Genomic DNA, 14,240 nt, shown 5'->3' with positions numbered 1-14,240 from the left:
CTTTGATTTTAATTGTGAGGAAATTTCATGAAGAAACTATCAGTTTCTTATGCGATGTGTGCCGTTATTTATTTGCTGTCGGCTTCAGCGCAAGCGCAACCCGTTGATTGGGAGCGCTGGCTGGCATCACAGATAAAGCAGCACCCAGACATCATCGCGGCCCGCGAGCAACTGCAAGGCTCGGAAGCTACTGCGGACGCAGCGGAACAGCCACTTTACAACCCGGAGTTATCTTCTGAGCTGGAACAGGTTGGTGAAGAAAATAACTACCGTGTAGGTGTTTCTCAAACGGTTGACTGGTGGGATAGACGAGGTGCTAAACAGCAGCAGGCGGCTTTTATCCGACAAGCAGCTAAAGCCCAGTATCAGCAACAGGTTATGAGTAAGACTGCTGAGGCTCTATCAGCATTGGTTGAGTGGCGTGCCAGTAATCAAGCCGCCATTATAGCTCAGGCACAAAAAGAGCAACTTAATGCATTATTGCAAGTGGCTGAAAAGCGCCAAAAAGCAGGAGATATAGGCACTATTGATGCTGAGCTCACCTTTCTATCTTTATCAAAACAGCTGGCACAGGTCGCTGAGCTTGAAGTCGCTTTGCAAAAAGCCGAAAGCAGAGTGCGCGAACTTTTGCCACAGTGGACTCCTGAAAAAGGAGGCATTCCCGAAGATTTCTGGCCTTCGGAGCCGGTGTCCATTACTGACCAGGAGTTGCTACAACATCCCTATGTTGCCAGTGCCCAGGCTCGCTGGAGTTCCATCAAGGAAGAGGCCGAAGCAACCCGACGTGCAGCCAAAGCAGAGCCGACCTTTGGAGTCAATGCTGGTCGCGACGGTGGAGAAAATACTGTCGGCCTGACCTTCTCGATTCCTTTGAATGTACGTAATGACTACAGTGCCGAAACTCGTGTGGCTAATCGTGCAGCACTAGAAGCAGAGGCCCGATTCTTGGCCGTTTATCGCAATCTACGGTTTGACTGGCAGGCTGCACAAGCTGCCTGGAAACGTTATGACGAGCAATACCGACGCTGGCTCGAGCTGGCTCGTGGCAGAGTTGAAAATAGTGCTGACTTGTTGGAACGCCAGTGGCGAAGCGGTGATCTATCAACAACTGACTACCTGCTCGCTCTCAACCAGCGTTCGGAGAGCCTGCTGGCAGGAATCTCACTCGAAAAGCACACACAGCTTGCGTTAACCGAAGTGTTGCTGCACTCCGGCCAGCTCAGAGCTGTTGCACCAACTGCGACTAAGCCACTGAATTAAAGATAGGACAATGAACATGAATAGATTATTGATAGCGATGCTAAGCGCCGCAATGACTGCACCAAGCATAGGGCTTGCAGAAACGATGAGTGGTGAGGGGCACGAACATGATAAGAGCAAGCCTGCTCAAGAGGTTATTGAGCATAAGGATGATGCGTCTCACAAGGAGCACCCATCAAATGCCACGGATGAACATGAGCGTCATGGTGATACAAAACATGGGTCTAGCGATAGTTCCCACAATGAAAGTCATGATGAGGCGGGACACAGCGAAAGTAATACTGAAGAAGATGCACATGGGCATCAAGAAGAAGCTTCTGCCACTACGGCACTAAATGCTACCCAAATGACGATTGCTGATATCCAGGTTGCTCCTCTCACTGCCGAGCGCGTTGATTATGAGTTCTACGCACCAGGGGAAGTTCTTTCTAATGGATACACTAGCTACATAGTGTCACCGCGAGTAGCTTCCGTTGTATTACGTCGTCACGTAGCATTGGGCGCTCATGTCGAACAAGGCCAGCCACTGGTAACCCTGTTCAGTAAGGATGTGGCACAGGCCCAGGCAGACTATCGCACCGCCCGGCCTGAATGGGAAAGAGTCCGCAAGCTCGGTCGCAAAACCGTTGGAGAGCAGCGTTATATCCAGGCCAAAACCAGCTGGGAGGCTGCTCGGGCAACGTTGCAGGCCTATGGGTTAGCTGAGTCAGATTTGCAGTCCCTGGCATCGCAAGATATTAAGGCATTGGGCGAATATACCCTACGTGCCGAAACCGATGGTTCTGTGTTATCTGACGACTTCGAGCAGGGGCAGCGCGTCGAAGCTGGTTCTCCTCTGATCAAGCTGGCCAATGAGAAGCAGCTCTGGGTCGAAGCACACCTTCCAGCAGATCAGTCTATATCACTTCCGCTCGGTACATTGGCTGACATTGTGGCTGGTGATATCCGAATTCAAGGCAAGGTATCCCAAGAAGCACATACCATAAACCCCGTTACACGAACCCGAACAGTGCGCTTATTGGTGGACAACCTGGAGCATAGGCTGCATCCGGGACAGTTTGCAGAGGTCTTCTTCCGTTTTCGTACAGAAGAGCCGGTATTGGCTGTGCCAGAGTCAGCACTGATGCGAAATCCCGATGGAGACTGGGCAATTTTTGTAGAAGAGAGTCCAGGGCAGTTTCGCTCTCAAGAAGTTGAACTAAAGCGAGCACTAGGTTCGTTGCGTGAAATTAACGGCATTGTTCCCGGAACACGTATTGTTACCGACGGTGCCTTTTTTGTTGCTTCACAAATCGCCAAAGGCGGTTTTGATCCGCATAACCACTAAGCATTAAGGAGACTCTATGTTTAATCGAATTGTCGATTGGGCGGTCACTAACCGTTTGCTGGTGGCGATTGCGCTCATTACACTAACGGTCAGCGCCTTTTTTATTATTCCAAGGCTGAATCTTGATGCATTTCCGGATGTTACCAACGTTCAGGTCTCGGTCAATACTGAAGCTCCTGGCTTGGCTGCTGAGGAAGTCGAGCAGCTGATAACCTATCCGATTGAAGCTGTCATGTACGCTCTGCCTGATGTAGAAGAAGTAAGGTCTATTTCAAAGACTGGCTTGTCTGGCGTTACTGTTGTGTTTAAGGAAGGCACTGATATTTACTTTGCCCGGCAACTGGTATTCGAGCGACTTCAGGCTGCCAAAGAGCTGATTCCAGAGGGCGTTGGTACACCCGAAATGGGGCCAAACACTTCTGGGCTGGGGCAAGTCTATCAGTATTTACTGGTTGCCGAACCCGGTTCGGGTTTCGATGCCATGGAGCTACGCAGCTTAAATGACTGGGTGGTCAAGTTGTTGCTTATCCCGGCCGAAGGCGTGACTGATGTGCTGTCTTTCGGCGGTGAGGTGCGTCAGTATCAGGTCGATCTGAATCCGTCAAAGCTGTTATCTTACGATCTGACCCAGGACGATATCATGGCGGCTCTGGAGCGTAACAACACCAATGTTGGCGGCTGGTATATGAACCGTGGTCAGGAGCAATTGGTGATCCGAGGTACCGGCTGGCTCGATCATGGCAAGCAAGGGCTGGAGCAGATCCGTCAAGTTCCCCTGAAAACGGTGGATGGCACCACTATCACCGTATCGGATGTAGCCAAAGTGAATCTGGGTAGCGAAATCCGCCAGGGCGCAGTGACCATGACACGCCGAACTTCGGATGGGAAAGTTGAGACACTAGGCGAAGTCGTCTCAGGCATTGTATTAAAACGTTTAGGCGCCAATACCAAAAGCACCATTGATGGGGTTAATGCCCGTATCGAGCGTATTAATCAGGCGTTACCGGAAGGAGTTAAGTTCGAGGCTTACTATGATCAGGCCGATCTGGTGACGCAAGCGGTTGATACCGTTGTCAATGCTCTGTTACTGGCGTTTGTCTTCATTGTGGTCATTTTGGCGCTGTTCCTAATGAATTTGCGTGCTACCTTACTGGTACTGATCTCAATTCCAATTTCCATCGGTATTGCTTTGATGGTGATGGCGTGGTTTGGTCTTTCGGCAAACTTAATGTCTCTAGGCGGTATTGCCGTGGCCATTGGCATGCTCGTGGATGGCTCTGTAGTGATGGTCGAAAACATGTTCAAACATTTGACCCATCCCGATGCCACCCATGACAAAGATAGACAGACAATGGTTCAGGATGATCCAGATCCTGTTGATGCAGCTCATGATAGCCATGGGATTGCTTTACGCTTGCAAGAAGCTGGCAGAGAGGTAGCAAGACCTATATTTTTTGCGACAGCAATTATTTTAGTTGTCTTCATGCCGCTATTCAGTTTCGAAGGGGTCGAAGCCAAACTGTTCCAGCCGATGGCTATCAGTATCATGCTGTCTATGCTGTCCGCGCTGGTTGTAGCTTTAATCATAGTCCCAGCATTAGCCACCTACCTGTTTCGCAAAGGGATACGCCCGCGGGAGAGTTTCGTCTTGAAACCACTTGATAAACTCTACCGCAAGGGTTTGTCGTGGGCTATGAGCCACAGTAAGGTCGTCGTTGGTATTGCTGTAACGCTCGTGGTTGCGGCAGCTTTAGTAATACCGCGTCTGGGTACCGAGTTTGTGCCTGAACTCGAAGAAGGAACGGTCAACCTCCGGGTAACACTCGCTCCGTCCTCCAGCCTGGATACTGCGCTTGAAGTCGCTCCAAAACTTGAAGCAATGCTGATGGAATTCCCGGAAGTCACCTATGCGTTATCACGCATTGGACGTGCCGAAATTGGCGGTGATCCAGAGCCAGTGAATAACATTGAGATCTATATTGGTCTTAAGCCAGTGCCAGAATGGACCAGCGCCGATAATCGTTATGAATTTCAATCCCTGATGGAGCAAAAGCTGGAACAACATCCAGGATTGCTGTTCAATTTTTCACAACCGATTGCCACCCGTGTGGATGAGCTGTTATCGGGGGTTAAAGCGCAACTAGCGATAAAGCTCTTTGGTAAAGATCTTGATGTGCTGGCTGAAAAAGGGCAGGCAATTGAGGCAGTGGTCAAAAAGATCGACGGTACGCGTGATGTTGCCATGGAGCAAATTGTCGGTGAAGCTCAATTGGTCGTAAAGCCCAATCGCCGCGCATTGTCTCGTTATGGACTTGACGTAGCGGATGTCATGGAAGTGGTTCGAAATGGGCTTGGCGGTGCCAGCGCTGGACAAATCATCAATGGTAACGAACGTTATGATATCTATGTTCGGTTGGATGAACGTTTTCGCCAAGATCGCGAAACTATTGCTGACCTTCGTTTGCAGGCACCTTCAGGAGCCTGGGTTCGCCTTGGTGATGTAGCCTCTGTAAATATTGCTTCCGGCCCGCCGCAGGTTCGCCGCGATGATGTTCAGCGCAGAGTAGTCGTTCAGGCCAATGTGCAAGGGCGTGATATGGGCAGCGTGGTAGCAGATATTCGCGCAGCGATTGCTGAACAAGTTGATTTGCCAACGGGTTACTCCGTGGATATAGGTGGACAATTCGAAAATCAACAGCGAGCACAAAAGCGTCTGTCGCTGGTCGTGCCATTATCGCTGGCGCTTATCGCCTTGTTGCTTTATTTTGCCTTTGCTTCGGTTGGTCAGGCTATGCTGATTCTGGTAAATGTACCTCTAGCCATTATTGGTGGGGTATTCTCACTCTGGCTGTCAGGGCAGTATTTATCAGTGCCCAGCTCGGTCGGATTTATTACCCTGTTTGGCGTCGCGGTACTTAACGGTGTAGTGATGGTTGAAAGTATCAATCAGCGTATCAAGGATGGCCTACCTGTCAGTGAAGCCGCTTTTGATGGTGCCGTATCCAGGCTTAGACCGGTATTGATGACAGCAGTGACATCTGCGTTAGGTTTAATACCGATGTTGCTATCAAATGGCGTTGGCGCAGAGATACAAAAACCGCTTGCCAGTGTTATCGTAGGCGGGCTGATAACAGCCACATTTTTAACACTGTTTGTGTTGCCCGTTCTGTTTGCCTGGTTTTCAAAAGGTAAGTTGAAGGAGAAACACTAACTAGCAATCTGCCGGCTCTATTTTGGAGTCGGCAATACTTTATAATAGTAAGATGGTTTGAACCAACACCCCATTAATGCTGAAAGCTCGCCCATTTTCGTATCGAGGACTCTCCGCTTTAGACTATAGTGATCGGGGAGGGGGAAAGCCAATATCAAAAAATGCAAGGTATACCTATGAGCCAGAAATGTAACCGTGACTGCAAAGCAGATGCTACAGATGAAACACAAGATATTACTAACGACGACAAGTTATTTGAAGGGGCACATGTAAGCGAATACCACGTTCCTAAAATGGACTGCCCATCAGAGGAAGGCATGATCCGAATGGCACTGGACAGTCTTGAGCCAAGTGTAATACTCGAGTTTGATACACATAAACGCATAGTTAGAGTGTTTCATCACCTTGAACTCAGGGACATGGTAGAAGACCGGATAACGTCTCTTGGGCTTGGGGCTAGATTGGAATCAACTAACGCTGTGGACAGCGAGATTATCCATAAAGCAAGGTTGACGGCACAAAATGAAGAAGCAGAGGAAGCTGGGATACTTAAAATGCTATTAGCTATTAATGCAGTGATGTTTATTACAGAACTTGTTATCGGCTGGTGGGCACAATCGACCGGATTGATAGCTGATTCATTGGATATGTTTGCCGATGCAGCAGTGTATGGGGTGGCACTATACGCCGTTGGGCATGGCGTCCGAAAAAAACTCCGTGCAGCGCATATATCAGGATGGTTACAGATTATATTAGCTCTGGGTGTATTAACAGAAGTTGTGAGGAGACTGGTTCAAGGGAGTGAGCCTGAGTCAAACCTTATGATGGTGTTTGGCTTAATTGCCTTGGTAGCAAATGTCTGGTGCTTAATCTTAATTGCCAAAAAGCGAAATGGCGGCGCTCACATGAGAGCAAGTTGGATTTTTTCTGCTAACGATGTCATCGCCAACCTTGGTGTTATTATTGCTGGGGGGTTGGTAGCATGGACGGGGTCGCAATACCCAGACTTAATCATTGGCTTTATCATTGGCTCAATTGTTTTAACTGGTGGTTTTCGCATATTGAAGATCAAATCCTAAAGTAAGAATAAAGCTCCACAAGAGGTAATCTTAAATGCATGATCATTCGCACTCACATGGTTCAAATACTCGTATAGGTTGGGCATTTTTTCTGAATGTCACCTTTACCATTATCGAGTTTATAGGAGGTATCTTAACCAATAGTACCGCCATCATGGCCGATGCAGTCCATGATCTTGGCGACAGTTTATCCATTGGATTTGCTTGGTTCCTTAGTAAAGTTAGTGAGAAAGGTTCAAATTCAGAGTTCACCTATGGTTATCGCCGATTATCACTGCTTGGAGCTCTTATTAATGGCCTAGTCCTGATTATTGGTTCTGCATGGGTTCTGACAGAAGCTATCCCTAAACTCCTGCAACCAGAAATGCCTATGGTTGAGGGCATGATCGCGTTAGCCGTGTTTGGGGTGCTAGTTAATGGTTTTGCGGCTTATAAATTAAGTAAAGGTAAAACTCTTAATGAGCGTATACTCAACTGGCATTTACTGGAAGATGTACTTGGTTGGGTTGCAGTTTTAATCGTTTCCATCGTACTTCTTTTTGTTGACTGGCCCATTCTTGACCCAGCTTTGTCGATTCTTTTCACTCTCTATATTTTAATTAATGTTGCTAAAAACCTTTGGCACACTATAAGGTTATTTTTACAGGCAATCCCTGACAAAGAACTGTCAAAATCAGTATACAAAACCTTAATAGAACTTGAAAAAGTCGACAGTATCCATCACCTGCACTTGTGGTCATTGGATGGAGAGCATCACGTACTTACTGCTCATCTAGCTCTACAGGATGCACTATCTATGCAGCAACAGCTGGAGTTAAAAAAATCTATAGCAGAACGATTGAGTAAATTTAATTTAGAGCATACGACTATTGAGCTTGAAATGACTGACGAGCAATGCCGCGATGCTTCTGAAGCTTTGTAATTGGGAGAGTACAGCTATAATTTATATTGTGGCCGCACAGTAACTGGTACCCTTGACTTATGCGTCGATTAATTTATTTCGTTGAATCAAATCTTGTTTGGTTTGTGATTATTGTAGCTGGAGTTGGCCTGATATTGCCCGAATCCGGGAAGTACCTCGACTCCTCAATAGCCCCTTTACTTGTGATTCTGATGTTTGTGATCAGCCTTACATTTGATGCACATGCCGTACGAATAGTCTTTCGCAAACCGTCAAGACAGTTTTGGCAATGGGGCTCGTCTATGGCCCGATTCAATTGCAGGCTTCTTGACTGGTCGCCTTTTTTTGGAAACGGATTGCTTGCTACAGGCCAAACTCTGCTTGGCACACTGCCAACAGATGTATCTTCTCCTCTTTTAGTACTGATGGCTCGTGGAAACGTTGCCTTGGCCGCCGTTTTCAATGCGGTCAATACAGCCTTTTCTCCTTTCGTAGTTCCGCTCCTTTTTCTATGGCTGACAGGGATACAGCTAGAAGTCCCTCTCGTTTCCATCATCCTGGAGTTAGCTCTAGTTGTTTTAGTGCCTACAATTCTCGGTGTAACCTTACGCACCAACTTTCCGACGATTATTTCAAAGCATGATTCGACTTACGCAGGAATTGGGTCAGTCTTCTATCTTGTAATATTACTTGCGGTAGTGGCTTCCAATGCAGAAACCATCATTGGTTATGGATAGTATGCTTTTGTAATTGCTGGAGCAGCTTTAAGTCTAAATCTTTGTGGCTACTTAATTGGAATGGCTTCACGGTTTATAACGACAGACCGACCGGAAGTCATCGCATACCTATTTACTGTCAGCAAAAAAAGAATTTAGCATTGCAGCGGCTTTTGTGGCTGCATCCCGGTTGCCATCAGAAATAGTAATACCAGCCACATTCTTTGCAGTAATTCAGATGATCACATCTCCTATTGTGGCCAAATATCTTGCTTGAGGCTAGCTCTCAAACAGTTACTGAAGAAACTTTCCACGAAGAAATATGCAGTACATTGGTAGTACCGTATCACTGGAAACCAAAAGCAGACTCATAAATATCTTTTCTGACGAAAGATAAAGCTTACCCAGCACAGCAAGACAGTTCTTTAATATCTTTACTGAAAGTTTGTGCACAAAGCTTCAGGCCTTCCACCATAGTTAAATAAGGAAACAATTGATCCGCTAAGTCATCCACTGTCATGTGGTTGTGAATCGCCAGTGCCGCGCTCTGGATAATCTCGCCGCCATCATGAGCTAATACTTGGGCTCCGATCAGGCGTTGGGAGCCAGCTTCAACCACCAGTTTGATGAAACCCTTAGAGTCGAAGTTAGCCAGTGCTCGAGGCACGTTTTCCAGTGGCAATACTCGACTTTCGGTCTCAATATTCTGTGCATGAGCTTCTTGTTCTGACAACCCTACCGTTGCTACCTGCGGTTCGGTAAAGATCACGGCTGGCATCGCGGATAGATTCAACCGAGCTTCACCCCCTGTCATGTTAATCCCTGCACGACTGCCTGCCGCTGCCGCGACATAAACCAGTTGCGGCATGTTACTACAATCACCTGCTGCGTAAATATGTGACTGTGATGTGCGCATCTGATCACCTACAGTGACCGCTCCATTGGCCTCTTTTTCTACACCGGCAGCGGCAAGATTAAGCTTACCGGTATTAGGTGCACGGCCGGTGGCGACCAGCAATTTATCGCCACGAATTTCTCCTTGCTCGGTATCAAGGATAAACTTATTATCTTCATAAGACACCTGACTGGCTTGGGTATGTTCCAGTACGCGAATGCCTTCCTGTTCAAAAGCTACGGTTAAGCCTTCTCCCAACAGTGGGTCTTCACGGAGCAATAAAGTACTGCGAGCCAAGATAGTGACCTCTGCACCCAGCCGACGATAAGCTTGAGCAAGTTCGACAGCCACAACTGAAGAGCCTATCACTAACAAGTGCTCAGGTAGCTCAGTTTCGAATAAAGCTTCCGTCGAAGTCCAATAAGGGGTATCAACCAGGCCTGGAATAGGAGGAATAGATGGCTGACTGCCGCTGGCAATCAAAAAGCGATCTGCAACCAGCTCTTGCTCGTAACCATCTTTGTTGCGAATAGTTAAGGTATGAGTATCTTTAAAAGATGCATAACCTTGTACCAATGACAATGCTGGATTGGTATCCAGAATATGCTGATATTTGGCGGCACGTAACTCTTCCACGCGTGCAGTTTGTTGTTTCGCTAACAAGCTACGATCCAAAGAAGGTTCATGATTTTCTAGACCGTCGAAAGGATTGTTACGCTGCTGTTCAGCCAGCTGGGCAGCCCGGAGCAGAATTTTCGAAGGTACACAACCGACATTAACACAACAACCTCCGATCACATCTCCAGCTTCAACGAGTGTGACTTGTGCTCCATTTTCCACTGCCTTGATAGCACAAGCAAAAGCAGCCGAGCCAGTACCGATGATAGCGACATGCAGCGACTTTTTGTCAGTCACATCTTCACTATCGCAGCCATCTAACGCGACAGGTTGAGCCGTGTAGCCAAGAGCTTTGATGGTATTGATTAGCGTCTGTTCATTGACATCAGATTCTGCTTCGACGACTGCACTGGATTTCGTATAAAAAACGGTGGCATTTCTGACGCCAGGCATGACGATCAAGGCATCTTCGATCTGCTGAGGGCATCTTTCACAAGTCATTCCAGAGATGGAGAATTTACGCATAAAGACCTCCTTATGGATTTGAGTGAGTGTTGTCGGCAGGAAGCACACAACTTTCATTGTCACAGCGTTTATTCGCTGGCGAAAAAATATCCCAGATTGATACCGCTACCATCAGTGCCAAGGCTGAGTACGTCACATAAGTGCTCCAGGCATATTGAAAGAACGGATAAAGTGATAGCAACAACAGAATAGGCCCTAGCATACCAAGCAGGTTACGATGCCACTGCTTGTGACCAATCCAGCCAAGTCCGTTAACTATTAGGCTAACCCAAGCCAATATAGGCAAGAGTGTATTGATAAAGAACCACTACCACTGACTGAGGAACCCTGCCCGATGGCTGCCCCCAAGCTGGCGATGGCCGGAAAGCACATGGCACAACCCATGGCAGACACCACGGCACCTAATGAGCTGGCTTTGTCGCCAATGCGGGTAAAAAGACTCAGCAGGTTCTTCATTAGTATTCGTCCTTTATTGCTTTACCACAGATGGATAGCCGGCATTTTTTGTGGCCTCGGTCAGCTTTTCCACCGTAGTTTTTTCATCATCAAAAGTGACCACGGCTAACTTATCTTCGAAGGTCACTTGAGCTTTGGTAACTCCCTCAACCTGTTGCAATGCTTTTTCCACCGTAATCGGACAAGTTACGCAGGTCATCGTGGGAACTTCAAGCATGACTGTTTGCTGCTTGGCAAACGCACCCAAGCTAAGTATTGATAGTAGGGATAATAGTGCAATTTTTTTCATCTTCTTCTCCAAGGGTTATTTCTCAACGATATAATTAAGCAAACCAGATAATCCAGTAATTGCTAGTGACTAATATTAATGCAATGAAGGCGGTTACCCAGAAAATGATCTGCCGGCGCTTACGTACTTGTGGCATTGCACAAGCGGTTCCAGGCTCACACTCTTCTATAGGTCGATAAACTTTCCAACCGGCAAAACTAAATAAAACCAGTACCAGCAAGATAAAAATAGGGCGGTATGGCTCCAATACGGTCAGATTGCCAATCCAAGAACCACTAACGCCTAGTAGTAACAAGACTAAGGGCCCAGCACAACAAAGCCCAGCACCAATAGCAGCAGCAATACCACCAACTAGCGGTAAACTGGTATCGTTTTTTGCCATGGCTTACTCCACTTCAAATGTTCTGATAGAAAACAGTATAAACTCCGTATCCAAGTACGGAGTCAAGGGATTTAGCGATTGTTATTAGTTGTTTTCTGGGAGAAGGGAAGTAATAATCGGGCAATGTGCCTGTTCAGTGTTGCTTGCACATTGTTTCAGTAAATCATTAAGACTGGTTTCTAAGCGGCGTAGATCAGCCATTTTTGCACGAACACTGGCAAGTTTGTGGTTTGCTATACTTTGTACTTCTTGGCAAGAAGTCTCTTCCAGCATCAGCAAGTTAGCGATCTCATCCAAGGAAAACCCTAACTCTTGAGCACGTTTGATAAACCGAATGCGATTCAAAGTCGTCTCAGGATAACGACGATAACCTTTAACGGGTTTTTGGGGCTGTTCAATTAAGCCGCACCGTTCATAATATCTAACGGTCTCAACGTTTACGCTTGCCAATTTGGCAAGTTGACCAATTACATACATAATTTAACCGTATTGTCGGTACTGAAGTGGGTAGTAAAATTCTAAGTTGAAAGTACGAATATAACAAACAGTGTATCAATAGCGCAAAGTCTGCTGTTAGTTCGTTGAGATATTCAATATATTTCATATGGTTAAACTTTTTTTTGGTCGATTTATCACGAATCGTGGCCGTACCACGATGTGTATTTATGATGCATAACCAACCTATTACAAATTTAAGTATTATGTCTTCGTTGTCTTCAGTTTGATTGATGTACAAATCAACTCTGGCCAATTTCTAAGGCCTTCAACTTCCAGTATTTGCAGTGCAATTAAAATGGCTCTATAAGTGGTTTAGTATATGAAAAGATTAAGTCTTCAAAGTTAGTGGAGACATTCTGACTATTGGGCCACCTCCAGAATGACCCTTCCCCCATTTAACGGACACAGAAAACTCAGTGTAGAATACACAAAAGAGGAATTCTGATGCCCAACCGAAAATACACGAAACAAATTTAAACTCGACGCCGTTCAGCTTGCAATATCTAGTGAGCCAAGTACAGCAACAATCGCCCGAGACTTGGGGATTAATCCTAACTCCCTGTATGCCTGGATTAACCAGTACCGCAGCGAATTACTAGGTTCTGGACTTGAGTTCAGTCCAGAGCAGGAGCTTAAGCAATTAAGGAAAGAGGTTGCTGAGCTTCGTCAGCAAAAGGAAATCTTAAAAAAGGCGGCGGCCTACTTTGCGAAGCACCACGCGTAAAATACCAGTTTATTCAGGAGCATCCAGAGTTTGATGTCTGGCTTCAGTGCCGTGCTCTGGGCGTTTCCCTATCGGGTTATTACGACTGGCAAAGTAGGCCTCCAAGCCAGCGAACGCTTGATGATGTGCGATTACTGCCTAAGTTAATAAAGTGTCATAACGAGAATCAAAAGGTGTACGGTGTGCCGAGACTCACTTAAGAGCTGAAAGACCTGGGTGAAACGGTTAATCATAAACGCGTGGCGTGATTAAAGCGTGAGTATTCGATTTATCCGAAGCAGCACAAACGGTTTGTTGTCACAACGGACTCTAAACACAGGCAGCCGATAGCGCAGAATGCACTGAATCGTAAGTTTAATGTTGATAAGCCCAATAAAGTCTGTGTCAGCGACATTACCTATATTTCGCTGGCAACTGGCTATGTGTACCTTGCGGTTGTCATTGACCTTTATTCAAGAGCGGTGATCGGCTGGCAACTTGCCAGCCACATGCGGGCTGAACTTGTGTGCGAGGCAGTTGCCATAGCGCAAGCCCGACGCGGCTGTCTGCCTGAACTGTTTCACTCCGATCGTGGCTCACAATACGTTTCAGAAGAACTGGAAAATATGCTGGCTGGTGTTGCCAATAGTATGAGTCGCCAAAGACAACTGCTGAGATAATGCAGTAGCAGAGAGCTTCTTTGGAACTTTGAAAACAGAACAGGTTAAATTTAAGAGAAGCCCGCACCAGCTTATTTCAATACATCGAAGGCTTTTATAATCGCAGACGCAGACACTCTCATTTAGGTGACAACTTTGAGAGATTAGCTGCTTAAAACCCGTATCCGTTTTTTAGGGTAAGGGTCAATCGCTAGCATATATGTCGTTAGGTTTTAGTCTGTAACTATAGTCCTTACTAATTAATTGACAATCTTTCTATTTATTTGATTTCGATCAATATGCACACATTTCTAATCGATAAGATTAATAGGCAGATATATATATTGGGGAGATCATAATGCTACATGTCTTTAAACTACTGTTGCCGATAATGGCTTTAGTGATATCAAGTAGTGTCTTGGCATGTGAATCGTATACAGATAGCAAATCTAAGGTATTACAAATTTCAAAGCTCGTTATTGAACCTCACTCCGATACACAAAAGCTTAAAAAGTTATCATCACATCATTTTCAGCAAGAGACTGAGCGAGAAGAATTGCACCAATGTCGTTGTTGTGACCTAGGTTGCAATGGTAGTTGTGCAGATTGTATAACTTGTGTTGTTGCTTATCCAGCGATGGACAATTTGCCTGACAAAGCACTTGGAATTGTTAACCTTCGTGTAAATGTTTATCAAAAGTGTGACGTTACCCCCCCTTTT

12 protein-coding genes and 1 pseudogene are annotated in these 14,240 nt (G+C 46.3%); 8 read left to right on the top strand and 5 right to left on the bottom strand.

Features of this window, described 5'->3' with window-relative positions; genetic code table 11:
* Positions 1-27 precede the first annotated feature (27 nt).
* The 6 genes from ACYTXU_RS05340 (at position 28) to ACYTXU_RS05315 (ending at position 8,515) form a co-directional block, all read left to right on the top strand.
* Positions 28-1,260, top strand: a complete 1,233-nt coding sequence (locus tag ACYTXU_RS05340) for a TolC family protein (RefSeq protein ID WP_462208915.1) — start codon at positions 28-30, stop codon at positions 1,258-1,260.
* Between the two features lie 16 nt (positions 1,261-1,276).
* Positions 1,277-2,587 carry an efflux RND transporter periplasmic adaptor subunit gene (locus ACYTXU_RS05335; protein ID WP_462208914.1) on the top strand — a complete coding sequence of 437 codons (1,311 nt, stop codon included), beginning with the start codon at positions 1,277-1,279 and terminating at the stop codon, positions 2,585-2,587.
* Between the two features lie 16 nt (positions 2,588-2,603).
* On the top strand, positions 2,604-5,798 hold the full coding sequence (locus tag ACYTXU_RS05330; protein ID WP_462208913.1) for an efflux RND transporter permease subunit: 3,195 nt from the start codon (positions 2,604-2,606) through the stop codon (positions 5,796-5,798).
* Between the two features lie 176 nt (positions 5,799-5,974).
* On the top strand, positions 5,975-6,877 hold the full coding sequence (locus tag ACYTXU_RS05325; protein ID WP_026309318.1) for a cation transporter: 903 nt from the start codon (positions 5,975-5,977) through the stop codon (positions 6,875-6,877).
* Positions 6,878-6,911: 34 nt separating this feature from the next.
* Positions 6,912-7,799, top strand: a complete 888-nt coding sequence (locus tag ACYTXU_RS05320; RefSeq protein ID WP_462208911.1) for a cation diffusion facilitator family transporter — start codon at positions 6,912-6,914, stop codon at positions 7,797-7,799.
* A gap of 59 nt (positions 7,800-7,858) precedes the next feature.
* A complete protein-coding gene (locus tag ACYTXU_RS05315) occupies positions 7,859-8,515 on the top strand; it encodes a bile acid:sodium symporter family protein (protein ID WP_462208909.1) in 657 nt (218 codons plus the stop codon).
* A gap of 379 nt (positions 8,516-8,894) precedes the next feature.
* Here the strand turns inward: ACYTXU_RS05315 and merA are convergent, their stop codons facing one another.
* The 5 genes and pseudogenes from merA to merR all read right to left on the bottom strand — a co-directional run bounded on the left by merA (position 8,895) and on the right by merR (position 12,136).
* Entirely contained in the window at positions 8,895-10,532 is a 1,638-nt protein-coding gene (gene merA / locus ACYTXU_RS05310; RefSeq protein WP_462208907.1) for a mercury(II) reductase, read from the bottom strand.
* A gap of 10 nt (positions 10,533-10,542) precedes the next feature.
* Positions 10,543-10,988: pseudogene (merC, locus tag ACYTXU_RS05305) on the bottom strand (organomercurial transporter MerC).
* A 13-nt stretch (positions 10,989-11,001) separates the two neighbouring features.
* Positions 11,002-11,277: a mercury resistance system periplasmic binding protein MerP gene (merP, locus tag ACYTXU_RS05300; RefSeq protein ID WP_462208906.1), complete on the bottom strand. Its 276-nt coding sequence runs from the start codon at positions 11,275-11,277 to the stop codon at positions 11,002-11,004.
* A gap of 34 nt (positions 11,278-11,311) precedes the next feature.
* Positions 11,312-11,659, bottom strand: coding sequence for a mercuric transporter MerT family protein (locus ACYTXU_RS05295; RefSeq protein WP_012801203.1), 348 nt, complete (start codon positions 11,657-11,659; stop codon positions 11,312-11,314).
* Between the two features lie 84 nt (positions 11,660-11,743).
* Positions 11,744-12,136 carry an Hg(II)-responsive transcriptional regulator gene (gene merR / locus ACYTXU_RS05290; protein WP_012801204.1) on the bottom strand — a complete coding sequence of 131 codons (393 nt, stop codon included), beginning with the start codon at positions 12,134-12,136 and terminating at the stop codon, positions 11,744-11,746.
* A gap of 520 nt (positions 12,137-12,656) precedes the next feature.
* Between merR and ACYTXU_RS05285 the strand changes: the two genes are divergently transcribed.
* Positions 12,657-12,881, top strand: a complete 225-nt coding sequence (locus ACYTXU_RS05285; protein ID WP_462209363.1) for a transposase — start codon at positions 12,657-12,659, stop codon at positions 12,879-12,881.
* A 422-nt stretch (positions 12,882-13,303) separates the two neighbouring features.
* On the top strand, positions 13,304-13,540 hold the full coding sequence (locus ACYTXU_RS05280; protein WP_462208903.1) for an integrase catalytic domain-containing protein: 237 nt from the start codon (positions 13,304-13,306) through the stop codon (positions 13,538-13,540).
* The last annotated feature ends 700 nt before the right edge of the window (positions 13,541-14,240 follow it).

It is taken from the genome of Kangiella sp. M94 (genome assembly GCF_054926195.1).
Note: the sequence above shows the minus strand (reverse complement) of the source record. Positions and strands in the feature narration are given on the sequence as shown.